Origin of the sequence: Rhodococcus sp. T7 (assembly GCF_009872365.1) — a bacterium.
Taxonomy (GTDB): domain Bacteria; phylum Actinomycetota; class Actinomycetes; order Mycobacteriales; family Mycobacteriaceae; genus Rhodococcus_F.
Genome location: NZ_WXYH01000332.1, coordinates 24,463 through 49,194 on the forward strand (window position 1 = coordinate 24,463; position 24,732 = coordinate 49,194).

A 24,732-nucleotide genomic window follows, 5' to 3' on the forward strand; every position below is an offset into this window, starting at 1 on the left:
TCGCATCGCGGCCTACCGCTTGTCCTTCTTCGCTTGTTTGCGTGCGCCCGCGGCTATGGTGGACGCTTCGAATTTCTTGCGACCGGACGATTTCCGGGTGGCGTCGACGCGGGCCTTGCCGGAGGAGCCGACCTTGCCGTCGCTGTCGCCGAGTTCGCTGAACGACGGCGCGTCGCTGCGGGCGCGGGCGAGGCGTTCGTCCTTCAGTTCGCGGGCGCTCACGCGTGCGGCGGTCGCCAATTGCCTGCTCACCCGGCTGAGTGCCGCTTCGAAGGCTTCGGCCTTGTCGGCGTTGCGGACGTTCGCCGCCTTACCGGACCCGCGCGCGCCCTTGTCCGCGACCTTCGCCGCGCCTTCCTGGCGGTACAGCTTGACGTGCTTGTTGCGGGCCCGTCGAACTCGGGTGTGCAGCTTGATCAATGTGTCCTCGTCGAGACCGGACATCTGCGATTTCTTCGTTTCGCGGATCAGAACGTACTCGTCCTCGGACAGGGAATTGAGAATCTTCTTCATGTTCGCTCCGATCCGGCCACAGGCCGTGAGTTGTCGTCATGGTAACCGGGAAACGTTCACGTCGGTCTGTTTTGGTGATGCGGTGGGCACCTCCCCGGTGAGGCGCTGATTGGTCTGTGCAAGTTGCCATTCCGTCTGTCGGTGCAACCGCTCGACCTGGTCCGGGTCGAGGCGGTCGCACACGAAATCCCAGTGCACCGCCACCCGGTCACCCACGGCGAGATCGCGCACGAAAGTTCCCTCGGGCACGCGGTAGTCGGCCGGGTCGTCCTGCTCGGGCCCCAGCGACAGCCGCGTCCCGTCCCACGACAGGCGACGCGACCGGACGAGCGCACGATCGGCGTCGACTCCCACCACCTCGCCCCAGCGGATACGGCAGGAGTCGAGAACCTGCAGTGGCTGCGGCATTCCGGTGTCCAGCAGCCGCGACCACGGGTACACCCCGAACACGTGGAAGTTGTGGGTGGGCGCCGCCTCCGCGAGCAGGTCCGCGGTGAGGTGCTTCCAGTAGTGGCCGGCCTGCGACGCGAGCCGGGACAGCAGCGCGTCGCCGAACTCGGCCCGGTCGATGCGGTCGGAGAGTTCGTCCGCGATCCAGTACCCCCGGACAACCCTCTCGTCCAACGGGTCCGCGATTCCGGCGAGCCGGGCGATCACCTCCTGGTACGGCCACGCGCCGCTGAACTGTCTCGCCATCGCCGCCACATCGGTGTCGGGCGCGCCGCCGCACGCGACGACCTGCAGTCGCTCGGAGCCGGGAGGGCCGCAGTAGCCCAGCGCATTCGGGGCGTGCGCGTACTGCGCGAACACGCGGTGCCCGGACGGCATCGGGTGTTCGCGCGCCGTCACCGGTCAGCCTCGCTGACCGAGCAATTGGGCCGTCTCGCGGTGCAGCCTGCCGAAGTTGTAATACGCGGCGCACGCACCCTCGGGGGAGACCATGCACGTGCCGATCGGAGTCTCCGGGGTGCACGCCGTCCCGAACACCTTGCATTCCCAGGGCTTGATGACGCCCTTGAGGACCTCACCGCACTGGCAGGCCTTCGGATCCGCGACGCGCACACCCGGCATCGAGAACTTCTCCTCGGCGTCGAACTCGGCGTAGTTCCGGTGGACCTTGAGCGCGCTCTGCGAGATGAAACCGAGTCCGCGCCATTCGAAGTGCGGGCGCAGTTCGAACGTCTCGGCCATCAGCTTCAGCGCCTGGACGTTGCCCTCCGCGCGCACCACCCGCTTGTACTGGTTCTCGATCTCGCAGCGGCCCTCGCGAATCTGCTGGAGCAGCATGTGCACCGACGCGAGGATGTCGAGCGGCTCGAAGCCCGCGACCACCATCGGTTTCCCGTACACCTCGGACACGAACCGGTACGGCCGCAGCCCCACCACGGTGGACACGTGGCCGGGGCCGAGGAAACCGGACAATCGCAGGTCGGGGGATTCGAGGATCGCCTTGATCGGCGGAACGATCGTGACGTGGTTGCAGAACACGCTGAAGTTCGTCACGCCCAGCGCCCGCGCGCGCACCAGCGTCACCGCGGTGGACGGCGCGGTGGTCTCGAACCCGACGGCGAAGAACACCACCTGGTGGTCGGGGTTGTCGAGGGCCACCTTCAGTGCGTCCAGCGGCGAGTACACGAAGCGCACGTCCGCGCCGCGGGCCTTCGCCTCGATGAGGTTGCCCTTGGACCCGGGCACCCGCATCATGTCGCCGAACGTCGTGAAGATGACGCCGGGTTGCTCGGCCAGCCACATGGCGTCGTCGACGCGGCCCATCGGGATGACGCACACGGGACATCCGGGGCCGTGCACCAACTCCACGGACTCCGGAAGCAGGTGTTCGATGCCGTGCCGGTAGATGGTGTGGGTGTGCCCGCCGCACACCTCCATGAACTTGAACTCGTCACCGTGGGCCAGTTCGGTGATGGATTTGACCAGGGCGCGCGCCGCCGCCGGGTCCCGGAATTCGTCGACGAACTTCATCCCTCTTACCTCGTTCTTGCTGTTGTCACGCGATTTCGGACGAGTTGAACGCGTCGATCTCGTTCACGTAGTCGGCACCCATCTTCTGCACCTGATCCAACGTCAGCTGCGCCTCGATCTCGTCGATCTTCGCCATCGCGAAGCCGACGTGCACGAGCACCCAGTCACCGACGACGAGACCTTCTTCGGCGAGCAGTCGCACACTGATCGTTCTCTGGACGCCGTTCACGTCCACCTTGGCCAGATGCTGTTCGGCGTCGACGATGTCGACCACCTGACCGGGTATCCCCAGACACATCGTGGTTCTCCTTCTCGGGCTGTTCTTCAGCAGATTCGGGGGAGGGGGTCGCCGACGAGCATGTCGACGATCCGGCTGCCGCCGAACGAGGTGCGCAGTGCGACGATGCCCGGCGGCTCGGCCAGGATCTCGCCCACCGCGGTGGCGTCGGCTCCCCGCGGGTGGGCCCGCAGCGCCGCAACGGCCGCGTCCGCCTCGTCCGCCGCGACGATGGCGACGAACTTGCCCTCGTTCGCGACGTACAGCGGGTCGATGCCGAGCATGTCGCAGGCACCGAGCACCTGAGGCTCGATGGGCAGCGACTGCTCGTCGATGATCACGGCGAGTTGTGAGGCGTGGGCCAGTTCGTTGCACACGGTGCCGACGCCGCCGCGGGTGGCGTCCCGCATCCACCGCGTCGACGGGGCCGCCTCCAGCAGCGTCTCCACCAGGGAATTGACGGGGGCCGTGTCGGAGGCGATGTCGGCCTCGATGGCCAGGTCGCCGCGGGCGAGCATCACGGCCATCCCGTGTGCGCCGATGGTGCCCGACAGCAGCACCTTGTCGCCCGCGCGCACGAGGTCGGGCGACAGCCGCCTGCCCTCCGGGATGACACCGACCCCGGCGGTGGAGATGTAGACGCCGTCGGCGGCGCCCTTGCCGACGACCTTGGTGTCGCCGGTGACGATCTGCACCCCGGACAGGACGGCCGCCTCGCTCATGTCGGCGACGATCTCCCGCAGTTCGGCGATCGGGAAACCCTCCTCGATGACGAACGCCGCCGACAGCCACTTGGGGCGCGCACCGGACACGGCGAGATCGTTGACGGTCCCGTGCACGGCGAGATGTCCGATGGAACCGCCGGGAAACCGCAACGGCTGAACCACGTACGAGTCGGTGGAGAACGCGAGCCGCTCCCCCGAGGGCATGGTGAGCGCGGCGGCGTCACCGAGTTGCTCGAGTTCCTCGTTGCGGAACGCCTCCACGAACACCGCGTCGACGAGCGCGGCCGACGACTTTCCGCCGGCGCCGTGCGCCAGCGTCACCACCTCGTCCAGCAGTCGCGGGCGGCGCTGCCGGAACTTGTCGATCCGCTCGAGCACCCGGTCTTCGCGTTCCGCCGACGTGGCCGGTTCGGTCGTGCTCATGAAGCCTCCACAGAATTCGGAGCGGGCCGCGACATGTGTTCCTGGGCCACCGACCACAGCCGGTAGCCGAGCATCGCGTGGCTCTCCTGGATCCGGTGGATGCTCTGTGAATGGACGGTGTAGCAGAAGTCGAGTTCACCGGCGGTCGCCATCGCCGCCATCCGGCCGCCCTCGTGCCCGGCGAACCCGATGGTCAGCAGCCCCCGCTGCTTCGCCTCGGTGAGCGCGGTCATCAGGTCGTCCGAGTTGCCCGACGTCGACAGCGCGATCGCGACGTCTCGTTCCCCGGCGTAGGCGATGATCTGCCGTTTGAAGATCAGATCGAAGCCCACATCGTTGCCCAGCGCCGTCACCACGGCCTGATCGGCGGCCAGCGACCAGGCCGCCACCGGGCGTCCGCGGGCGGGACGGCTGAACAGCGAGGCCAGCGTGGCGGCATCGGTGGAACTGCCGCCGTTGCCGAAGGTGTAGAGGCGGCCGCCGCGGAGGAACCGCTCGGCCATGTCGATCCCGGCCGCCGTGAGGCCGTCCCCGTACTCGTCGAGGGACTCCTTCTGCAGGCGCGCGCTTTCGGCGGCCTTCCCGCGGGCGGAGGCGGCGAGGTCGTCGAGGAGACTCTGGGCGTCGGTTTCCTCCGAGTCGATGAACGGGTAGAGGAAGCTGGTGCTTTCCGAGTCGTGGGTGGTCATCGGTTCGCCTCCTGACCCGTGTCGTCGAGTCGCGTGATCGCCGCGCCTGCGTGCACCAGCACGAGGTCGTTCGGCCGGACGTCGCCGAGGACGCTGACGTCGACCCACTCCTCGCCGCCGGCCGTGCGGACCAGGGCAGGCCCGAGGGGTTCGGCCGGCTCGATCACTACTTCACCGAGACGACCCTCGTCGCTGCACGTGACGCAGACCGTCTCGTCGCACTCCTCGGCGTCGGGCTTCAGAAGTCCCGAGTGCTCGAAGCAGACGTGGGTGAGTTCCCACAGCAGGTGATACATGAGGACGAACCGTCCGGTGGCGGGGACCATCGGATCGTCCGAGTCGACCCACAGGATGTGGTTCGCAGCGCCGGCCGGTGGCCGCGGGCCCGCCCCGATCCACAGCGTCATCGCCCCCCACGCCGGTGCGCGGCGCATGGCGTCGACCACGGCAGGCTCGTTCGCCGACGCCACCGCCAGCAGGATGTCGCCGGGCCTGCTCGCCACCCGGGCCTGCGCCACCGGATCGGGTTCGACGAGGGCCACCGACGGCAGCGCCCGCTTGCCCATGATCACCGGATGGACGAATTCGACGGCGACGTGATGGGCGTGCGGTTCCCACTGCGGTGAGATCACCCAGAGCGTCGCGCCGTCGTGGAATTTGCGGGCGAGTGACAATGCCGCGGCGGCGAGATCCGCGGACAGGTCCGTGTCGACGAGGTGCCCGCCGGCCTCTGCGGTGGTGGTCATTCACTAGCTCCCGTCCCGGGCCGTCCGGTCGGGGGCTGCCGACGTCACGGTCCGCGCATGGTCGCCGCGGCACCGATCACCGCCTGGCCGAGGGAGAGTCCTCCGTCGTTGGGAGGCACCCGGTGGTGGGTGAGGACTCGATAACCGCTGCTCTCCCAGTGTGCTCTCACCAGTGCGAGGAATAAACGGTTTTGAAAGACTCCTCCGGTCAGCCCGATCGTCGACGCACCGGTCGCGGTGGCGGCCCGGTCGACGAGGTCCGCCGTCGCGGCCGCGAGGGCATGGTGGAAGCCGAGCGCGAGCGCCGCAGGCGGAGTCCCGTCGCGCAGCCCGGCGATAATGCCGGACACCAGAAGAGGCAGTGTGAGCTGGTCGTTCTCCACTTCCATGGTGAGGGGCGCGGGGTGCGGGGCGGTCCGGGCGAGGGCCTCGAGTTCGATGGCCGCCTGCGCCTCGTACGTGACGCGGTGCCGGACCCCGAGCAGCGACGCGACGCCGTCGAACAGGCGGCCCGCGCTCGTCGTCCTGATGCATCCGACACCCGAGACGAGTTGCGACTCCACGACCGCGCGTTCCGCGGCGGGGATCGCCGCCACGCAGGGCAGTCCGTCGATGTCGCCGATGCCGCACTCGTGCAGCAGCGCCAGCGCCACCCGCACCGGATTCCGGACGGCGGCGTCGCCGCCCGGCAGCGAGAACGGCTGCACGTGTCCCACCCGCCGCGAGTCGAGGATGTCCGGGCCGACGAGGAGGAGTTCGCCGCCCCACACGGTGGTGTCGCAGCCGTACCCGGTCCCGTCGAACGCGGCCCCGAGCACCGTCGTCCCGACCAGTCCGTGTTCGGCCATCAGCGACGCGACGTGCGCGTGGTGGTGCTGCACGGTGAGTAGCGGGACGCCGGTGCTCTCGCTGTAGCGCCGGGCCCAGTGGTGCGTCGAATACCCGGGGTGCCGGTCGGAGACCACTGCCTCCGGGGTGATGCCGTGAAGATGCGTCAGCTGCCGCACCGACGTCTCGAACGCGCGCTGACTCTCCAGGCTCCCCATGTCCCCGAGGTGCGCCGAACAGAACGCGTAATCCTGGCGGGTCAGGCAGAAGGTGTTCTTGATCTCCGCGCCCACCGCCAGGATCTCCGGACCCTGCGCGGGCAGCACCACCGGCAGCGGCGCGAACCCGCGCGAGCGCCGGATCGGCAGCACCGCCCCGTCCGCCACCGCCAGCACGGAATCCTCGCACGGCACCGCGATCCGGCGGTCGTGGAACAGGAACGCGTCGGCGATGTCCCGCAGCCGGGTGCGGGCGTCGTCGTTGTCGAAACACAGCGGTTCGCCACTGAGGTTGCCGGATGTCATGACCAGCGTTCGCGGTGGGTCGACGTCGCTGCCGGGGGTCCGGGTGAAGAGCAGATGGTGCAGCGGGGTGTACGGCAGCATCACGCCCAGGTCGTCGATCCCGGGCGCGATGCCGTCGGCAATCGTGGCCATATTCCGCTTGCGCAGCAACAGGATCGGCCGGGCCGCATGGCTCAGCAGCGCGCTCTCCGATTCGGAGATCTCGCACAGTTCGGCGGCCACGGACAGGTCCGCGGTCATCACCGCGAACGGCTTGTCCGGGCGGTGCTTGCGCGCCCGGAGAGTCGCCACCGCGGACGCGTCGGCGGCGTCGCACACCAGGTGGAACCCGCCGAGGCCCTTGACCGCCACGATCCGGCCGCCGCGTAACGCCCCCTGCACCGCGGTGAGGACGGCGTCGTCCCCGTCCAACCGGCGACCGTCGATCTCGCCGAACAGGTGCGGACCGCAGTCGGGGCAGCACACCGGTTGCGCGTGGAACCGGCGATCGGTGGGGTCGCGGTACTCGGCCAGGCACGCCGCGCACAGCGGGAACTCGGCCATCGTGGTGTTCGGCCGGTCGTAGGGAAGGTCGGTGATCACCGTGAACCGCGGCCCGCAGTTGGTGCAGTTGACGAACGGATGCCGGTAGCGGCGATCGCGGGGATCCGCCAGTTCGCGAAGACAATCCGCGCACGTCGCCACGTCCGGCGACACCAGAGTCCGCGCGCCGGGGACGTGCCTGCTGTCGATGATCCGGAACGACTCGTCCCCGCGCACCGGCACGGGCTGGACTCTTGCGTCGACGATCACCGCCATCGGCGGCGCGTCCGTGCGGAGCCGTCGCACGAACTCCGACACCGACGCGGATTTGCCCTCGATCTCGATGAACACGCTGATGTCGTCGTTGCCGCAGTGGCCGTGCAGGCCCAGGTCACCGGCGAGTCGCGCGACGAACGGGCGGAAACCGACACCCTGCACGACCCCGTGGACCGTGATGCGCGATCGTTCGACCGTCATCCTCGGATGATTCCCCCGCCGAGGTGCGGGGCGCAAGAGCCGCGGTCGCGGTCCGGCCTGAACAGACGCACTCTTTCTCGGTTCGCGCACCCGAAATTGCGGCCGAAAAAGTGTGCGTGAGCCGAAAAGGTGAGCGGCTGCCGGATCACTCGCCGTCGACGGAGCGCGGGCCGGTGATCGTGTCGATCAGCCCGTAGTCGCGGGCCTCGTCGGCGGTGAGGATCCGGTGGTCCCGCATGTCTGCGATCACCGTGTCGACGGGACGCCGGCAGGAGTCGGCGATCCGCTGCTGGAGTCTGCGCAACTGCTGCTCGTGCTGTTCCGCGGCGATGGCGACGTCCGACGCCGGACCGGTGCAGGACGTGCGCGGTTCGCGGAGGTGGAACGAGGTGTGCGCCGCCGCCGTCCGCCGGTTCGCAGGCGCGAGGAGGGCGATCGCCGTTCCGCGGACGTCGCCGCGGCAGTGCACGTGCAGCGGGACGCCCATCAGGTCGAGGGTGTCGAGGAGCGTGGCGGCCGCGTCGACGTCGGCGTCGACGCCGTGCAGCCAGACCTGGACCTCGTCGTCGCCGGACGCGTCGAGCAGCGCCAGCGACGCTGCCGCACGGTTCACGGCCTCCGCGTGGAGCCGGCCGGTGAGCGAGACGATCCGCTTGTCGAACAGGCGCTCGGCCAACCAGTCGGGACCACCGGCAGAGCCGACGGACGTGACGGGCATCGGTGCGGCCGGTAACCCAGGGTCCGGCTGCCAGGGCGTGTGAAACGGCGGGACCGACGGTGGGGTGGGTGGTGGCCAGATCATGGTGACTCCCGGTGCGGTGAGATCGTCCAGTCGACCGTCCCGCCCACGGCCTCCGCATACCGTTCGAGCGTCGACAGCCGGGGATCGACGTCGCCGCGTTCGAGCCGTGCCACGGCCGACTGCGACGTGCCCATGTGGGCGGCGATCTCCGTCTGCGTCAGACCCCGCTCGCGGCGGGTGGTGACGAGTTCGTCCAGCAGCGCCCGACGGCGATCGGACAGGTGGCCCAGTCCGGGAAAAGACGTGCGTCGAGGGGTGGTCGACATACCATCGATGGTATCTCGAAAACGGTATACGGAGGGGTGCTCATGGCGAAGGTTCGTGCGGCCGTCATCGGCGGCGGCATCATCGGTCTGGCGGTCGCCCGGGAACTTCTGCACCGGATGGACGCCGTCGAGGTGACGCTGTTCGAGAAGGAAACGCGGGTCGCGGCCCACCAGACCGGGCACAACAGTGGCGTCGTCCACGCCGGCCTGTACTACCCGCCGGGCAGCCTCAAGGCGCGCCTGTGCCGCCGCGGCGTCACCCTCCTGCAGCAGTACGCGCAGGACAAGGGTGTGGCCTACGAGGAGTGCGGCAAAGTGGTGGTCGCCCACGACGCGTCCGAGGTGGGGCGGATGGACGCCATCTTCGATCGAGCGGTGGCCAACGGGGTCCCCGGTATCCGCAAGATCGCGGGGGAGGAGATCCCCGAGATCGAACCGCACGCCCGCGGAGTCGCCGCCGTGCACTCGCCGCACACCGCGATCATCGACTACGTGGCGGTCGCGGAGGCCCTCGCCGCGGACATCGCCGCCGCGGGCGGACGCGTGCTGCTCGGCCGGGAGGTCGTGGGCCTGGACAGCCGGACGTCGGAAACGGTGGTCACCACGGGGGACGGCACCGAGGTCTTCGATCTGGTGGTCACGTGCGCCGGACTGCAGTCCGACCGGGTGGCGCTGCTGTCCGGTGAACCGCGAACACCCCGGGTGGTGCCGTTCTTCGGCGACTACTTCCTGCTCGCACCGGAACGGTCTTCGCTCGTGAAGGGGCTGATCTACCCGGTCCCGGATCCTCGGTACCCGTTCCTCGGCGTCCACCTCACGAAGCGGTCCGATGGACGAATCATGCTCGGGCCGAACGCCTTCCTCTCCCTCGGGCGGGAGGCGTACGACCGTCGGGGGTGGTCGGCCGCGGATGTGGTGTCTGCGGTCGGGTTCCCCGGATTCTGGCGGTTCGCGGCGCGAAACACGGCGGCGGCCGCCCGCGAGGCCCGCACCGTCCTCAGCACGGGCCAGTTCGTGAAGGAGGCGCAGAAGTACGTGCCCGACGTGCGGCGCTCCGACGTCACCCGCGGCCCCCGGGGCATCCGCGCCCAGGCGATGAACGCCGACGGCAGCCTCGAGGACGACTTCGTCATCACCGGCGGCCGCCGCGTGATCCACGTGCGGAACGCGCCCTCCCCGGGTGCGACGTCGTCACTCGCCATCGCCGAACACGTCGTGACGGAGGTTCTCGAACGCGCGACCACGTGACGGGCTACGACGTGGTGGCCCGCCCGAGCGGAAGCCCGTTCTCGAGGAATTCCAGCGCGCGCAGGGCGAGCGGCAGATCCCCCGGAAGCTGATCGACGACACCGAGGATCACGCCGACGATCGCCCCGGCGAGCGCGCGGACCTCGAAGTCGTCGGCGGTGCGCCCGACCCTGCGGGCCAGGACGCCGGCGATCATGTCGAGGCTGCGCACCATTTCCTGCATGAGGGCGCGGCGCAGTTCGGGGACCGAGTACAGCAGTTCCTGACGGTTCTGTTCGAACGCCATGTCTGCCTCCGACAGACCGGCGAACACCGACTCGGCGGCCTTCCGGAACGCGGTGATCAGCGGGACGTCCGCCGGTTGCGCCTCGATGGCCTCGATCATGAGCGGATCGAGGTCGTCGGCGAGCACCAGTTGTTCCTTGGTGGGGAAATACCGGAAGAAGGTGCTCGGCGACACGTCCGCGGCGTCCGCGATCTGCTCGATCGTGGTGTCGGCGTAGCCCTGTTCGTGGAACAGCCGAAACGCCTCGGCGCGGATGGCCAGCCGGGTGCGCGCCTTCTTCCGCTCCCGGAGGCCTGGTCGGGCATCAGTGGACATGTATCGATTCTGACTCATCCTGCGCAGGGGCTGGGGTATCGCGGGGCGTGAAACGCGCTGCGAGCACGACCGCGACGGCGCAGATAGCCGCGCAGATCCACAGCATGAGGCTCATCCCGGAGACGAACGACGCCTGGACGTGCGCGAGCATCGACGGGTCGCCGGTCGCCTTGGCCACCGCGACGCCGGCGTTGACGCCGTCGCGAACCGGATTCACGTCCAGTTCGCCCAGTTCGGACCGGTACCGGGTGGCGAGGACGGTGCCGAGCACCGCGACCCCGATCGTGCCGCCCGCCTGTCGCAGCGCCTGGATCAGTGCCGAGCCGGAACCGGACCGTTCGGTGGACAACGCGCCCAGGGCGGCCCCCATCGCCGCGGGCATCACGAAACCCATTCCCGCGCCGACGAGTGCGATCCACGTCGCGGTGAACCAGTACGCGGACTCGACAGACGTCAGGGCGCCGGTCGCGAGACCCACGGTGAGCAGGGCGAACCCGATGACGATGACCGGCCGGGCGCCAGCCCGCCGAAGCAGTTGGTCGCAGAGCCGGGTGCCGACCAGCAGTCCGCCGATCAACGGCAGCAGACGGAGGCCGCTGCCCAGCGCGTCCACCCCGAGCACGGCCTGAAAGTACTGCGGCACCGTGAAGAACAGTCCGAACATCCCGAAGTTGACGAGGGTCGTGAAGATCGTGCCCCAGCGGAATCCGGGGCTGGCGAACAACGACGTGTCGATCAGCGGGTGCCGCGACCGCCGTTCCCACATCGCGAACAGCCCGAGCACGACCACCGACGCCGCGATCGATGTCAAGGCGAGTGCGTCGCCCCAGCCGTCCTGGCCGGCCTTAATGAAACCATAAGTGAGGCTGAGTAATCCGAGAGACGACAGCACGGCGCCGAGGTAGTCGGTGGTCGAGCGCTCCTCGCTGCGCGATTCCGGCACCAGGGTGGCGACGGCGATCGCGCCGACGACGACCAGCGGCACGTTGATCAGGAACACCGATCCCCACCAGAAGTGCCCGAGCAGCCACCCGCCGAGAATCGGGCCCAGGGGCAGGCCGATCGCGGTGGACGTCACCCAGATGGTCAGTGCCCGCGACCGTTCGTCCGCGTCGGGGAACAGGACGGGCAGCACCGCCATCGACAGCGGCATCATCACCGCGGCTCCCAGTCCGAGGAGGGTGCGGCCGGCGATCAGCTGACCCGACGTGCTCGCGTAGCTGCAGAGCAGCGACGCGGCACCGAACAGGACGAGGGCGCCGAGCAGCAGCTTCTTGCGGCCGTACCGGTCGCCGAGTGCCCCGGCAGGCAGCAGCGCCGCGGCGAGGACCAGGGTGTACGCCGAACTGAACCACTGCAGTTGCGAGTTGTCGGCGCCGAGATCGACCGCGAGGGTCGGTAGCGCCACCGTCAGGACCGTGATGTCGAGTCCGATGGTCAGCATGGCCACGGACAGGGCGCCGAGCGCCCACCAGCGGCGCGGGAGGACTTCGATGACCGTCGTTCCACTCATGACAGCTCCACTCGAAAGAAAGTTACTATATTTTGATAGTAACTTTCACTTTGTGACTGTCAAGGGGTCGACAGTGGTCAGCGTCGGCGCAACTGCAGCGTGAAGCCCTCCGGCATGAGAGTGAGCCGCTCGGCGACCTTCAGCCGATAGTCGGGGTCGCCCGCGATGTCGTACCGCCGCAGGATTGTGCCGAGCACCAGGACCGCCTCGTGGATGGCAAACTGCCGTCCGATGCAGGCCCGCTCGCCGGTCCCGAACGGTTTGTACACGTGCGCGGGACGGGACCGGATGCGCTCGGGCAGGAAATGGTCGGGGTCGAACGCCTCCGGGTTCTCACCCCACACGGGGTCGCGGTGCAGGGCGGGGATGAGGACGAGCACCCAGTCGCCGACCTTCATCGGATACTTGCCGACGAGGGTCGTGTCGACCGTCGCCTCCCGGCCGTACGCGGGCGCCGTCGGCCACAGCCGCAACGATTCGTCCAGCACCCGGCGCACGTAGCGAAGTTTGGCGACCTGCTCGAACGCGGGTTCCTCGTCGCCCCACACCGCATCGACCTCCGCCTGCGCCTTCGCGAGGACGTCGGGATGCCGCGACAAGTAGTACAGGGCGAACGACAGTGCACCGGAAGTGGTTTCGTGCCCCGCAACCAGGAACGTCACCACCTGGTGGCGGATGTTCAGCTCGTCGATCCGGTTGGGGTCGTCCTCCCGGGCCGCCCGCAGCATGAGTTCGAGCAGGTCTTCGGGGCCGGCCTCGGCGCTGTCGCGGCGGGCGCGGATCACCTCGTCGACGACCTCGGCCATGTGTTCCAGGTTGGCGACGTTGCGGCGATCCGACCGCCGCACCAGCAGCCGTCCGAGCGGCGTGGACTTCACGAACGTGGTGCGCTGCGAATGACTCAACGCGCCGACCATCGCCTGCACGAACGGGTGCGGCCGTTCCCGGGTGAACGAGTCGAAGGAGTAGCTGAATCCGGTCCGGCCGATGGTCTCGAGCGTCAGTTTCGTCATGTCGGAGGACACGTCGACGGGGATGCCGCCCGTGCGGGTGTCCCAGTGTTCCGTCAGTTCGCCTGCGACGTCGAGCATCGTGCGGTGATACGACCGCATCGCGGATTTCGTGAACGCCGGGGCGAGCAGGTTGTGCGCCTTGCCCCAGTTCGGCTCGTGGTTGTACGCGGTGAACAACCCGTCGCCGCCGACCTCGCGCAGCGACGCGACGCCGGGCGCCAGGTGCTTCGCGAACCGCGATTCGTCGGACAGTTCCGCGACCATGTCTGCACCGGACGCGAACACGAACTTGTTGCCGAGGACGTTGCGCTCGAAGATGGGCCCGAGTCTGCGGCCGATCTCCATCGAATTCTGCACGGGAGTGCGGATGCTGAGCCCGAACACGTCGCCGACGACGGGAAGCCGCCATCGGGGATGCGGGATCGTCGCCTCGGCTGTGGTGTGCAGTGATTCGACGCTCATTGTCGACCCCCGTGTCGATGTGGCCCGCGTTACTGAATTGATGTCTAGTACGCAAGGTACGCCTTACTGAACCGGTGTCAAGCAGTACGGTGGCTGGCATGACCAGCGCCCGCCGTCGACTCGCCCCCGAGCAGCGCCGCGCGCAGTTGCTCGACATCGGCGCGCGGCTGTTCGCGGACCGCCCGTACGAGGACGTGTGGATCGAGGAGGTCGCGGAACTCGCCGAGGTGTCGCGCGGATTGATGTACCACTACTTCCCGACGAAGCGGGACTTCTTCGCCGCGATCGTCGAACGCGAATCCGAACGACTGCTCGAGGTGACGGCCCCCGACGCCGATCTGCCCGTCGAGGAACAGGTCGCCGCCGGTCTCGCCGCGTACTTCGAGCACGTCGCCGGACACCGGCAGGGAGTCCGGGCCATCAACCATGGCGCGCTGTCGGCCGACGCCGACATCCGCGCCATCGTCGAACGGGAACTCGACGCCCAGCAGCGCCGCATCGTCGACGCGCTCGATCCGCCCGCCGGCGAGCGTGAACTCGTCGGTGTCGCGGTGCGCGGCTGGATCGCCTTCGTCCGCGCCGTCTGCATGGACTGGCTCGACCACCCCTCGATCGCCGAGAGCGAGTTACGGGAACTCTGCCTCCGCTCACTGCGGGGCATGCTGGGTGGACGGCTCGACTGAGCCGCCCACCGGTCAGCGTTCAGCGGTGGGGGAGCCCAGCTCCGCCGACAGTGCGCGGCAACGTTCGACCAGGACGAGACCGTGCTGCGCGCACAGTGCGTCGTCGAGGCGGAACGTCGGACCGATGACGCTGAGGGCGCCCACGATCCGGCCCACCGCGTCGTAGATGGGGGCGGCCACACCCGTCGAGTGGTCCTCGAGGGTGTCGTGGGCGATCGCGTATCCCTCGCTCTGCAGGTCGCCCCGCAGCGCTGCGCCGACGGCCGTGCCCACGAGCGGCACCGTCTGACCCACCCAGCCCATGTGCCGGATCGCGTGGGTGCCCTCGATCTGCGCGAGGTAGAGGGCGGTGCCCTTCGGCCCGTGCGTCGACAGGTACGTGGATTCGCGGGTTTCCTCCGCGATCGCGACCATCGCGGGCCGGGCCCGGGACAGCAGTTGGTTGTCGCTGATCGCCCGGGCGCCGATCTGCAGAAGCCGCGGTCCGGCCCGGTACACGTTGTCGTCGCCGCGCACGAGGAACTCGCTCTGCTCCATGCTCCGGATGAGGCGCAGCGCGGTACTCGTGGCGAGGCCGGCTGCCTTCGCGGCGTCGCCGAGTGTCAGCCCGCCCTGCTCGGTGATCGCGCCGAGCAGTTCGAAGGTGCGGCTCGCGCTGCGGGTCACATCTCCGGGGGCCATGGGTCGTCTCCTGACGGTCGCGGGTGTCGGCGTGAATCTACCGCGAGGAGATCTCGGACAGCAGGGGCTGCCGGTGTTCGTCGAGCAGCGGGCTGCGGCGGACCCCGGGGCGTGCGCTGTCGCCGAACACGACCGGCTGCCGCACGTAGTCGATGGTTCCGGCGACCGGATGCTCGAACGATTCGACGAGTCCCCGGTGCCTGCTCTGCTCGGACGACAACGCCTGTTCGACGTTCCAGATCTCGGAGCTCGCCAGTCCGGCCGCGCCGAGGATCGCGACCACCTCGGCGACCGTCTTGTCCTTCGCCCAGATCTCGATCTCGGTGCGCAGGGCGGGTTCGTGATCGGTGCGGGAGGTGTCGTCGGCGAACCGGTTGTCGCCGAGAAGGTCTGCGCGATCCATGGTGTGCGCGAGCTTCTCGAACCCGGACTGGCTGGCGACGGCGAGGACGAACAGGCCGTCCGACGCCCGGTACGTGTCGAACGGGGTGGAGACGGGATGCCGATTGCCCACCCCGGCCGGCGCGACCCCGGACGCCTGCAGCTGACTGTGCGCGGTGGGGAGCATCGCCAGCATGCTGTCGAACATGGCGACGTCGAGATGGTGTCCCACACCCGATTCGCGGGTTCCGACCAGTGCGGAGCTGATGCCCCAGGCCGCGAACAGTCCCGCGACGAGGTCGCCGAACGATTCACCGAGCCGGGTCGGGCCGGATTCGGGTGAACCGGTGATACTCATGATCCCCGACATCGCCTGCACGACGAGGTCGTAGGCGGCCGCGCCCGCGAGCGGTCCGTCCTGCCCGAAACCGGAGATGGACGCGTAGACGAGCCGGGGATTGCGGGCGTGGACGGTGTCGTAGTCGATGCCGAGCCGGGTGGTCACGCCGGGCCGGAAATTCTCGACGAGGACGTCCGCCGTGTCGATCAGGTCGAGCAGGACGGCCCGATCTGCCTCATCCTTGAGATTGAGTGCCAGCGAGCGTTTTCCGCGGTTCAGCACGTTGAAATAGATGCTCTCGCCGTCACGGAACGGGCCGAGGTGCCGCGAATCCTCGCCGGCGGCGGGCTCGATCTTGACGACGTCGGCGCCGGCGTCCGCGAGCAGCGCGGTGCAGTACGGCCCGGCCAGAACGCGGGAGAGATCGACGACGCGGATGCCGTCGAGGGGAGGGAGGGGAGGCATGGCGGTCGGCCCTTCTCAGAATTCGGTCGAACGCGGCGACGGCGCGTTGGAGGCGATGGTGAGCAGCTGGATCTGCGACGTGCCCTCGAAGATCCGGAGGATCCGGCAGTCGCGGTAGAGACGTTCGATCTCGGATTCACGCATGAATCCGGCGCCGCCGTGAATCTGCACGGTCTGGTCGACGATCGAGAAGCAGGCCTCCGTCGCCACGTACTTCGACACCGAGGCGGCACGGCGCAGGTCGGCGCCGGCATCCTTCACGTCCGCCGCCCAGTCCGCGGTGACCCGGGAGGCGACGAGTTGGGCGTCGCACGCACCCAGCAGCAGCTGGATCGCCTGGAACTCGGCGATGGGGTGCCCGAACTGTTTGCGCTCGGCCGCGTAGGAGCGGCCCAGTTCCCAAGCGCGCAGCGCGATTCCGTTCGCCATCGCGGCCACGTCGATGCGGGCGCGGTTGAGGGCGGTGAGCGCGATGTTGCCGCCGCGGCCCTCCGTTCCCACCACCGCGTCGTGGGGCAGCACCACGTCGTCGAGGTACACGGTGTACGTGGGCGCCGATCGGATGCCCAGCTTGTCCTGGGGCTCCGAGTAACTCACGCCGGGAGTGCCCTGGGGGAGGACGAACGCGGTGATGCCGCGGAAACCCGCCGACGGGTCGGTCTTGGCGAACAGGACGATGAGGTCGGCCTCCTTGGCGTTGGAGATGTACGTCTTCGACCCCGACAGGTGCCACCCGTCGTCCTCGCGCCGCGCCGTCGTGCGCATCGACGCGATGTCGGAGCCGGCATCCGGTTCGGTGAGGGCGAACCCGGCGAGCAGTTCACCGGACGCGAGGCGGGGCAGCCACCGGCGCTTCTGCTCCTCGGTGCCGCCGACGAGGATCGGCTCGAGCCCCAGGTAGTGCGCGGTGTAGATCGAGGCGAGCGCGGCGTCGGTGCGGGCCACCTCCTCGACGGCGATCAGCTGCGTCTTGGTGGACATGCCCAGTCCGCCGAATTCCTCGGGCACCGAGATACCCATGAGGTCCTGTTCGCCCAGTCGCTTCACCAGTTCCGCCGGGAACTCCCGCGTCTCGTCGCGGAACGCCGCGCCGGGGTGGATCTCACGGTTGGCGAAGGCGCGCACTGCGCCGCGGAACTCGGCGGCATCGAGCAGCTGATCGGTCACGGGAACTCCTGTCGAAGATCGAGATTGCCATCTAGTGAAATAGCAATGCCACTTGGTGGCATTTCGACTATGAAGGAGAACGCCGAATTTGTCCAGGGGTCCCGGTGTCCACGGCAGTGAAGCGGGTACTCGACCACGGACCGGCCACCCGGTCGACGCGACCGGGCCGGCTACCACTGCGGAGGGAGGAATGATGCGCGCGATCACCCGAGGGATCGTCATCGCGGGAGCTGCGATCGGTGCCGCACTCGGCGGCGCAGGGACCTGTGTGGCCGAACCCGCGGTACCGTCCGGCACCTATCAGGGAACGACCACCGCACCCGCGGGAGAGTTGATCTGGAAGGGGAAGACCTTTCAGGGCGACACGGTCGTCAACAACTTCGTGTTCGGACTGACCGGACTCGCGGGCACGACTTCGCAGGACGGGAACGGAAACACCGTCATCGATTACAGCCCATCGGGTCTGGGGTTCCTGACCGACAGGATCTCCCCCAACGCCGACGGGAGCTACACCGGGGCCGTCTACGTGGGCGGCAGCCAGGTGGGAAGTTTCGGCCTCTCGAGATAGCTCTCCCGGGGCCTGCTACGACAACGAGGCCGCACCTCTCGGGTGCGACCTCGTCGTCACAGTGTTATCGGGTCGTCGCTCAGACGGCCCGCACGTTCTGGGCCTGCGGGCCCTTCTGGCCCTGTCCGACCTCGAACTCCACCCGCTGGTTCTCCTCCAGCGACTTGTAGCCGCTGCCCGAGATCTCGGAGTAGTGAACGAACACGTCCGCGCTACCGTCGTCCGGCGCGATGAATCCGAAGCCCTTCTCGCTGTTGAACCACTTCACAACACCCTGCGCCATACCGTTCACTCCCTGAGTTGCCGCCCGGGATCTCACATCGAGATCCCGTTCGCGTAAATCTCATCCTGTCATCTAGCCGCTTGTGCTTCCAGTGGTAGGCCCACGAATCCTCCGGATCCGGGGCTCCTGGGAGGTCATGGGCAAGAAATTTCCTCCACAGGACCGATGATTCTGCCCGTCGGGGGCGGTCCTACCTGCGACCGACAATCACCTGCAACGAGGAGAACTCGATGAATTCCGCATCGACCGCCACCGCCCACGCCCGTATACTCGACGTTCCCGGCGCCGCGCTGTACTACGAGGTACGCGGGTCGGGGCCCGTCGTGGTGCTCGTCGGCGCCCCGATGGACGCCGACGCCTTCGCGCCCGCGGCCGATCTGCTGGCCGCCGAATACACCGTGCTCACGACGGACCCGCGGGGCATCCGCCGCAGCCCGGTCGACGACCGCGACCGCGATTCGACCCCGGAGATGCGCGCCGACGACCTCGCCCGGCTGCTGACGCACCTCGACGCAGGTCCTGCCGTGGTGTTCGGTTCCAGCGGCGGCGCCGTCAGCGCGCTGGCGCTCGTGCAGGCGCATCCGGAACTGGTGCACACCGTGGTGGCTCACGAGCCGCCGCTGGACGAACTGCTCGACGACCGCGAGGAACTGCGCGTGAAGACCGACGAGATCATCGACGCCCACCTCGGCGGCGACGTCGTGGGGGGGTGGAGGAAGTTCCTGGATCTGGCGAACATCCACCTGCCCGAGGAGGTGTTCCAGCAGATGTTCGCGGGCGAGCGGGACGAGCAGGCCGAGGCCGACGAGTACTTCCAGCACGCGCACATGCTGCGCCCGACCACTCGCTGGTGCCCGGACGTCGCCGCGTTGCGCTCGGCGTCCACCCGCGTCGTGGTCGGTATCGGCGAGGAGTCGGGAGGTCAACTCTGCGACCGGACGTCGCGGGCGCTCGCCGTCGAACTGGGCGTCGAGCCCACACTGTTCCAGGGTGATCACATCGGTTTCGCCCACGACCCGGCCGCGTTCGTCACCCGCCTGCGCGCAGTGCTGCGGGAGGGCTGAGCGCAGGCTGCCCGGGAGACCTCAGCCGACGATCGGAATGCGCTTCGTGGCGATCCGGTGGATGAACCGGGCGGCGGTGCGGGCGGTGCGGTTGTCGATGTCGAACGACGGATTGAGCTCGGCGACATCGACGACCGCGAGTTTTCCGCTGGCGGCGACGGCGTCGCACACGAACTGGATCGTCTCCGCGGGAACACCGTACGCGGCGGGAGCGCTCACGCCCGGCGCGACCGCGGCGGGCAGGACGTCGAGGTCGATGGTGAGGTAGACGAGATCGACGTCCGACAGGAACTCGCTGACGAACACGGCCACCCGGTGCCGGTCGGACACCGAGCACTCGTCGTCCAGGAGGTACCGGACGTCGTATCCGCGTGCGGTGTCGAACAGCGCGGTGGTGTTGCTGGGCTGGCTGATGCCGAGCACGGAGTACTGCAGGGTGGTGCCCGCCGCGTGTTCCCGTTCGAGGATCTGCCGGAACGGTGTGCCCGAACTCGGCACCGGATCGGACCGCAGGTCGAAGTGCGCGTCCAGGTTCAGGATCCCGACCCGTTTGCGCGGGGTCCGGACCGCCGCCTGCGCCAGACCGAGGTACGTCCCGAACGCCACCTCGTGGCCGCCGCCGAGGACCACGGGGAACTGGCCGGCGTCGAGCGTCGCGGCAACCACCGCGCCCAGCGCCTCCTGCCCGGATTCGAGACGATTGTCGGTGACCGCGACGGTGCCGGCGTCATAGGCGCGGAGCGGTTCGGCGAGCGCCATCGACGACAGCGCGCTCCGCAGCGCGTCCGGACCGCGGGACGCGCCGCGGCGTCCCTTGTTCCGTTCCACGCCCTCGTCGCTGGAGAATCCGATGAACACGCAGGCGCCCGGCTCCGCGCCGTCCCGTAGCGGGGACACCGCCTGGTGCCAGCGGAGGTGGTGACTCGACGTGCCGTCCATCCTGCCGACCCAGGGGGGTGGCGGTATCAACAGGTTCTCCATCATCGCAATGCCCTCGCTTTCTCGTGACCGACGTGCGCGGACCAGGCGAGTTCGCCGCCCCGCCACACGTCGCTGACCAGGGGGACGCCGGGCCGGTAGGCCAGGTGCAGGTACGACGGCGCGTCGAGGGCGAGGGCATCGGCCCGCGCTCCGGGACGCAGGACCCCGACGTCGGCGCGTTGCAGCGCGCGGGCGCCGCCCGCCGTCGCCGCCCAGATGGCTTCGTCCGGGGTCATGTGCATGTCCCGCACCGCGATCGCGATGCAGAACGGCAGGCTGGTGGTGTAGCTGGTGCCGGGGTTGCAATCCGCACCGAGCGCGACCGTGACACCGGCGTCGAGCAGGGCCCGTGCATCGGGGTACTTGTTGCGGGTCGAGAAGTCCGCGCCGGGCAGGAGGGTCGCCACCGTCGAACTCTGCGCCAGCGCGTCGATGTCGGCCTGCGTGGTGTAGCAGACGTGGTCGACGGACGCGGCGCCGAGTTCGACGGCGAGCTGAACTCCGGGCCCCTCGCGGAGCTGGTTGCCGTGGACGCGGGGGATCAGCCCCTTCGCCATTCCGGCGGTGAGCACGGCGTGCGCCTGATCGCGGTCGAACGCGCCGGTCTCGCAGAACACGTCGATCCATTTCGCCTGCGGTGCACAGGCGTCGATCATCTCCGAGCAGACCATGGCGACGTAGTCGTCGGCGCGGCCCGCGTATTCCGGCGGCGGAACGTGCGCGGCGAGCAGCGTCACCTCGTCGGTGAGGGACGCCGCGATCCGCGTGCTGCGCAGTTCGTGCGCGACCGTCTGGCCGTAGCCGGTCTTGCATTCCACGGTGGTGCTGCCCGACCGCAGCGACTCGTCCAGCAGCCGGTGCGTGTTCGCCTGCAGTTCTTCGTCGGTGGCGTTCCGCGTCGCCTCGATCGTGTTGCGGATGCCCCCCGCCGCGTACGGCTGCCCGGCCATGCGGGCGGCGAATTCCTCCGCGCGTTCCCCGCCGAACACCAGGTGCGAGTGGCTTTCGACGAAGCCCGGCAGCACGGCGCGGCCGTCGAGATCGTGCCCGACGTCCGCGGCCGGCGCCGCGTCGGTGCTGCCGACCCAGGCCACCACGCCGCCGTCGAAGACGACGGCGGCGTCGCGGATCAGCCCGAGCGGTCCTTCCCCCACTGTCGGGTCGTTGGTCACCAGGGTGCCGATGCCGGTCAGCGCTGTGGAGCGGGAGGTGTTCGCTGTCACTGCTGTTCCTTCCAGTGGTTCGAAGATACGGTCGCTCGGGCGGTTGGTCATCCCTCGGACATCGGCACGCGGACGCCGCGCTCGCGGGCGACGTCGGCGGCGTGGTCGTAGCCTGCGTCGACGTGCCGGATGACGCCCATGCCGGGATCGTTGGTCAGGACCCGCTCCAACTTCTCCGCGGCCAGGTCGGTGCCGTCCGCGATGCACACCTGACCGGCGTGGATGGACCGGCCCATACCGACCCCGCCGCCCTGGTGGATGGACACCCACGACGCGCCCGACGCGGTGTTGACGAGTGCGTTGAGCAGCGGCCAGTCGGCGATCGCGTCGGAGCCGTCGAGCATCGACTCGGTCTCGCGGTACGGCGACGCGACCGATCCGGAGTCGAGGTGGTCGCGGCCGATGGCGACGGGCGCGGACAGCTCACCGGACGCCACCATCTCGTTGAACTTCAGGCCGGCCTTGTGCCGTTCGCCGTAGCCGAGCCAGCAGATCCGGGCCGGCAGACCCTCGAACGCCACCTTTTCGCCTGCCATCGTGATCCAGCGCTTCAGGTGCTCGTTCTCGGGGAACAGTTCGAGGATCGCCTTGTCGGTGGCCTCGATGTCCTTCGGGTCGCCCGACAGCGCGGCCCAGCGGAACGGGCCGAGGCCCTCCTCGAACAGCGGACGGATGTAGGCGGGAACGAATCCGGGGAAGTCGAACGCGCGGTCGTAGCCGGCCTTGCGGGCCTCGTCGCGGATGGAGTTGCCGTAGTCGAACACCTCGGCGCCCTTGTCGAGGAAGCCGACCATCGCGGCGACGTGGCGGGCCATCGACGCGCGGGAGTCCTCGGTGAACTTCACCGGGTCCTTGTCGGCCATCGCCTTCATGTCGGCGAAGTCGATGCCGAGCGGCAGGTACGACAGCGGGTCGTGTGCCGACGTCTGGTCGGTGACGATGTCGATGGGGGCGTTCATGGCCAGCAGTTCGGGGAAGATCTCCGCGGCGTTGCCCTCGAGGCCGATGGACAGCGGACGCTTCGCGTCGCGGGCCTCGGTCGCCAGACGCAGGGCGTCGTGGATGTCGGTGGCCTTGGTGTCGAGGTACTTGTGCGCGATGCGGCGGTCGATGCGGGTGACATCGCAGTCGACGCAGATCGCGACGCCGTCGTTCATCGTGACGGCGAGGGGCTGGGCGCCGCCCATGCCGCCGAGTCCCGCGGTCAGGGTGATGGTGCCGGCGAGCGAGCCACCGAAGCGCTTGCGGGCGACGGCGCCGAACGTCTCGTACGTGCCCTGCAGGATGCCCTGCGTGCCGATGTAGATCCAGGATCCGGCGGTCATCTGCCCGTACATGATCAGGCCGAGGGCGTCGAGCTTGCGGAACTCTTCCCAGTTGGCCCAGTCGCCCACCAGGTTCGAGTTCGCGAGCAGGACGCGGGGCGCCCACTCGCTGGTGCGGAACACGCCGACCGGCTTACCGGACTGCACCAGCATCGTCTCGTCCGACTTCAGGGTCTTCAGCGTCCGGACCATCGCGTCGAACGCTTCCCAGCTGCGCGCGGCCTTGCCGGTGCCGCCGTAGACGACGAGGGAGTCGGGGTGCTCGGCGACCTCGGGGTCGAGGTTGTTCATCAGCATGCGCAGGGCGCCTTCTTGCTGCCAGCCGAGGGTCGTCAGTTCGGTGCCGCGGGGCGCCGACACGTGGCGGGGTCCGGAAACCGGAGGCGTCGTGGTGGTCATGTCGTGTACTCCTTGATGGTCGAACGAGAGAGGTGGAAGAGTCTGGGGTTCAGCGTGATTCACTGTCGTGTATCAGCCATGGCGGTGTGTTCCGGGTAGATCATCGCCGGGGGCGGGTTGCTGCTGCGCTTCGCGAGCGGGTAGTAGATCGCGGCGGTGAAGACGATGCCGACGATCCAGGAGATATCCGCGCCGCCCAGCATGTCCGTCACCGGGCCGGTGTAGAGCTTCTGGGCGAGGAACGGGATCTGCGCGACGACGCCGATGGCGTAGCAGCTCATCGCGGTCTTGTTCCAGCGGCCGTAGCGGCCCGCCGGGTCGTACAGGGCCGGGATGTCCACGCGCTCCTTGGAGATGAGGTAGTAGTCGATCAGGTTGATGGCGCTCCACGGGGTGAAGACCATCAGCAGCACGAGGACGAAGTTCTTGAAGTTGTTGAGGAAGTCGGCGCTGGCACCGATCGCGATCAGCATCGACACGGCGACGAACCCGATGATGTACAGGCTGCGGGCGCGGGTCGAGATGCGCGACTGTCCGTTGAATGCGGTCACGGTGGTGAGGATCGACATGAATCCGCCGTACGCGTTGAGGCAGTTGACGGTGAGCTTTCCGACGAGGATCACCAGGTAGATCATCAGGGCGATGACGGCGGGTCCGGCGAGTTCGCCGATGAAGCCGACCTGGTCGCTGAGGAACGCGTCGCCGGCGACGGCGGCGACGAGCGCGCCCAGCGTCATCGACCACTGCGAGCCGATCACGCTGCCCGCGAACGTCGACCAGAAGGTCTTCCGCTCGCTCGTCGAGCGCGGCAGGTAGCGGGAGTAGTCGGCGACGTACGGTCCGAACGTCAGCTGCCAGCCGGCTCCGAGCGAGATCGCGAGGAGGAACGTGACGATGTCGAAGCCCTTGATCCCGACGAACGCGGCCACGTCGTACTCGGCGAACAGGCGGATCAGGAGGTAGGTGAAGCCGATGATGCCGACGATGGTCGCGACCTTGCCGACGACGTGGATGAGTTTGTACCCGGTCACCGCGACGAACGCGGTCATCGCGCCGAAGATGAGGATGCCGACGGTGGCGTTGTCGATGTGGAGGATCTCGTTCACGGCCTGACCGGCGAGGACGCTGCCGGTCGCGGCGAAGCCGAGATACATGAGGACGACGAGGACGAGTGGGAGCACGGCTCCGAGGACGCCGAACTGGGCCCGGCTCGAGATCATCTGCGGCAGGCCGAGGCGCGGCCCCTGAGCGGAGTGCAGGGCCATGACGGCACCGCCGAAGACGTTGCCGATCAGCAGGCCGACGATGGCCCACAGCGCGTCGGCGCCGAAGACGACCGCCAGGGCGCCGTCCACGATCGCGGTGATCTGCATGTTGGCGCCGAACCAGAGCGTGAACTGGCTGCGCGGAGATCCGTGGCGCTCGTCGTCCGGAACGACGTCGATGGTGCGACGCTCCGGCGCGAGGCTGATCTCGGGAGGTCCCTCGTGTGTCATGGCCTGTGTCTCTCTGTGACGAGTCCGGCAGCTTCTGGTCGGTCCCGGGTGCTCTGTCCCATGTCCT

The 24,732-nt window shown here is 68.8% G+C and carries 25 protein-coding genes; 4 read left to right on the forward strand and 21 right to left on the reverse strand.

Annotated features, from left to right (window positions below):
• Positions 1–12: 12 nt before the first annotated feature.
• From MLGJGCBP_RS29185 to MLGJGCBP_RS29230, 10 genes are all read right to left on the reverse strand, one after another.
• On the reverse strand, positions 13–513 hold the full coding sequence (locus MLGJGCBP_RS29185; protein ID WP_160099912.1) for a hypothetical protein: 501 nt from the start codon (positions 511–513) through the stop codon (positions 13–15).
• 36 nt (positions 514–549) lie between these two features.
• Positions 550–1,341 carry a DUF6390 family protein gene (locus tag MLGJGCBP_RS29190; protein WP_160099954.1) on the reverse strand — a complete coding sequence of 264 codons (792 nt, stop codon included), beginning with the start codon at positions 1,339–1,341 and terminating at the stop codon, positions 550–552.
• Positions 1,342–1,365: 24 nt separating this feature from the next.
• A complete protein-coding gene (hypD, locus tag MLGJGCBP_RS29195; RefSeq protein ID WP_160099914.1) occupies positions 1,366–2,493 on the reverse strand; it encodes a hydrogenase formation protein HypD in 1,128 nt (375 codons plus the stop codon).
• 25 nt (positions 2,494–2,518) lie between these two features.
• Entirely contained in the window at positions 2,519–2,791 is a 273-nt protein-coding gene (locus MLGJGCBP_RS29200; protein ID WP_005244643.1) for a HypC/HybG/HupF family hydrogenase formation chaperone, read from the reverse strand.
• Positions 2,792–2,817: 26 nt separating this feature from the next.
• Positions 2,818–3,918 carry a hydrogenase expression/formation protein HypE gene (gene hypE / locus MLGJGCBP_RS29205; RefSeq protein WP_124392173.1) on the reverse strand — a complete coding sequence of 367 codons (1,101 nt, stop codon included), beginning with the start codon at positions 3,916–3,918 and terminating at the stop codon, positions 2,818–2,820.
• Positions 3,915–4,607, reverse strand: a complete 693-nt coding sequence (locus tag MLGJGCBP_RS29210; RefSeq protein ID WP_087558185.1) for a D-sedoheptulose-7-phosphate isomerase — start codon at positions 4,605–4,607, stop codon at positions 3,915–3,917. The genes hypE and MLGJGCBP_RS29210 overlap by 4 nt, the downstream gene beginning before the upstream one ends.
• Positions 4,604–5,353, reverse strand: a complete 750-nt coding sequence (locus MLGJGCBP_RS29215; protein WP_160099916.1) for a HypC/HybG/HupF family hydrogenase formation chaperone — start codon at positions 5,351–5,353, stop codon at positions 4,604–4,606. The genes MLGJGCBP_RS29210 and MLGJGCBP_RS29215 overlap by 4 nt, the downstream gene beginning before the upstream one ends.
• A 44-nt stretch (positions 5,354–5,397) precedes the next feature.
• Positions 5,398–7,704 (reverse strand): carbamoyltransferase HypF, encoded by a 2,307-nt coding sequence (gene hypF / locus MLGJGCBP_RS29220; RefSeq protein WP_160099918.1) that lies wholly within the window; start codon positions 7,702–7,704, stop codon positions 5,398–5,400.
• Between the two features lie 145 nt (positions 7,705–7,849).
• Positions 7,850–8,422: an ATP-dependent Clp protease proteolytic subunit gene (locus MLGJGCBP_RS29225; protein ID WP_160099920.1), complete on the reverse strand. Its 573-nt coding sequence runs from the start codon at positions 8,420–8,422 to the stop codon at positions 7,850–7,852.
• A gap of 80 nt (positions 8,423–8,502) precedes the next feature.
• A complete protein-coding gene (locus tag MLGJGCBP_RS29230; RefSeq protein ID WP_087558181.1) occupies positions 8,503–8,772 on the reverse strand; it encodes a helix-turn-helix domain-containing protein in 270 nt (89 codons plus the stop codon).
• 42 nt (positions 8,773–8,814) lie between these two features.
• Between MLGJGCBP_RS29230 and lhgO the strand changes: the two genes are divergently transcribed.
• Positions 8,815–10,020, forward strand: coding sequence for an L-2-hydroxyglutarate oxidase (gene lhgO / locus MLGJGCBP_RS29235; RefSeq protein WP_160099922.1), 1,206 nt, complete (start codon positions 8,815–8,817; stop codon positions 10,018–10,020).
• Positions 10,021–10,024: 4 nt separating this feature from the next.
• Here lhgO and MLGJGCBP_RS29240 read toward each other — a convergent pair whose 3' ends face one another.
• The 3 genes from MLGJGCBP_RS29240 to MLGJGCBP_RS29250 all read right to left on the reverse strand — a co-directional run bounded on the left by MLGJGCBP_RS29240 (position 10,025) and on the right by MLGJGCBP_RS29250 (position 13,609).
• A complete protein-coding gene (locus MLGJGCBP_RS29240) occupies positions 10,025–10,621 on the reverse strand; it encodes an acyl-CoA-like ligand-binding transcription factor (RefSeq protein WP_160099924.1) in 597 nt (198 codons plus the stop codon).
• Entirely contained in the window at positions 10,611–12,134 is a 1,524-nt protein-coding gene (locus tag MLGJGCBP_RS29245; protein ID WP_160099926.1) for an MFS transporter, read from the reverse strand. The genes MLGJGCBP_RS29240 and MLGJGCBP_RS29245 overlap by 11 nt, the downstream gene beginning before the upstream one ends.
• A 77-nt stretch (positions 12,135–12,211) precedes the next feature.
• Positions 12,212–13,609: a cytochrome P450 gene (locus MLGJGCBP_RS29250; protein ID WP_160099928.1), complete on the reverse strand. Its 1,398-nt coding sequence runs from the start codon at positions 13,607–13,609 to the stop codon at positions 12,212–12,214.
• A 98-nt stretch (positions 13,610–13,707) separates the two neighbouring features.
• Between MLGJGCBP_RS29250 and MLGJGCBP_RS29255 the strand changes: the two genes are divergently transcribed.
• Positions 13,708–14,292 (forward strand): TetR/AcrR family transcriptional regulator, encoded by a 585-nt coding sequence (locus MLGJGCBP_RS29255; RefSeq protein ID WP_160099930.1) that lies wholly within the window; start codon positions 13,708–13,710, stop codon positions 14,290–14,292.
• A gap of 12 nt (positions 14,293–14,304) precedes the next feature.
• Here the strand turns inward: MLGJGCBP_RS29255 and MLGJGCBP_RS29260 are convergent, their stop codons facing one another.
• Genes MLGJGCBP_RS29260 through MLGJGCBP_RS29270 form a run of 3 tightly spaced genes read right to left on the reverse strand, consistent with a single transcriptional unit; the run spans position 14,305 to position 17,326 of the window.
• Complete coding sequence (locus MLGJGCBP_RS29260; RefSeq protein WP_160099932.1) at positions 14,305–14,973, reverse strand: IclR family transcriptional regulator; 669 nt, start codon at positions 14,971–14,973, stop codon at positions 14,305–14,307.
• Between the two features lie 37 nt (positions 14,974–15,010).
• Positions 15,011–16,159, reverse strand: coding sequence for a CaiB/BaiF CoA transferase family protein (locus MLGJGCBP_RS29265; RefSeq protein WP_160099934.1), 1,149 nt, complete (start codon positions 16,157–16,159; stop codon positions 15,011–15,013).
• A gap of 15 nt (positions 16,160–16,174) precedes the next feature.
• A complete protein-coding gene (locus MLGJGCBP_RS29270) occupies positions 16,175–17,326 on the reverse strand; it encodes an acyl-CoA dehydrogenase family protein (RefSeq protein ID WP_160099936.1) in 1,152 nt (383 codons plus the stop codon).
• Positions 17,327–17,516: 190 nt separating this feature from the next.
• On the opposite strand from MLGJGCBP_RS29270, the gene MLGJGCBP_RS29275 reads away from it, so the two are divergent.
• Positions 17,517–17,894 carry a hypothetical protein gene (locus tag MLGJGCBP_RS29275; RefSeq protein WP_236581433.1) on the forward strand — a complete coding sequence of 126 codons (378 nt, stop codon included), beginning with the start codon at positions 17,517–17,519 and terminating at the stop codon, positions 17,892–17,894.
• A 79-nt stretch (positions 17,895–17,973) separates the two neighbouring features.
• Here MLGJGCBP_RS29275 and cspE read toward each other — a convergent pair whose 3' ends face one another.
• Entirely contained in the window at positions 17,974–18,177 is a 204-nt protein-coding gene (gene cspE, locus MLGJGCBP_RS29280; RefSeq protein WP_005244612.1) for a transcription antiterminator/RNA stability regulator CspE, read from the reverse strand.
• A 230-nt stretch (positions 18,178–18,407) separates the two neighbouring features.
• On the opposite strand from cspE, the gene MLGJGCBP_RS29285 reads away from it, so the two are divergent.
• Positions 18,408–19,241: an alpha/beta fold hydrolase gene (locus MLGJGCBP_RS29285; protein ID WP_160099938.1), complete on the forward strand. Its 834-nt coding sequence runs from the start codon at positions 18,408–18,410 to the stop codon at positions 19,239–19,241.
• Between the two features lie 21 nt (positions 19,242–19,262).
• On the opposite strand, the gene hutG is transcribed toward MLGJGCBP_RS29285, so the two are convergent.
• From hutG to MLGJGCBP_RS29305, 4 genes are read right to left on the reverse strand one after another with little or no spacing between them, the layout of a single operon-like run.
• On the reverse strand, positions 19,263–20,225 hold the full coding sequence (gene hutG, locus MLGJGCBP_RS29290; protein WP_087558172.1) for a formimidoylglutamase: 963 nt from the start codon (positions 20,223–20,225) through the stop codon (positions 19,263–19,265).
• Complete coding sequence (gene hutI / locus MLGJGCBP_RS29295) at positions 20,222–21,445, reverse strand: imidazolonepropionase (RefSeq protein ID WP_160099940.1); 1,224 nt, start codon at positions 21,443–21,445, stop codon at positions 20,222–20,224. Before hutI ends, hutG begins: the two co-directional genes overlap by 4 nt.
• 47 nt (positions 21,446–21,492) lie before the next feature.
• A complete protein-coding gene (hutU, locus tag MLGJGCBP_RS29300; protein WP_160099942.1) occupies positions 21,493–23,169 on the reverse strand; it encodes a urocanate hydratase in 1,677 nt (558 codons plus the stop codon).
• A gap of 59 nt (positions 23,170–23,228) precedes the next feature.
• Entirely contained in the window at positions 23,229–24,665 is a 1,437-nt protein-coding gene (locus tag MLGJGCBP_RS29305) for a purine-cytosine permease family protein (protein ID WP_160099944.1), read from the reverse strand.
• Positions 24,666–24,732: the final 67 nt, after the last annotated feature.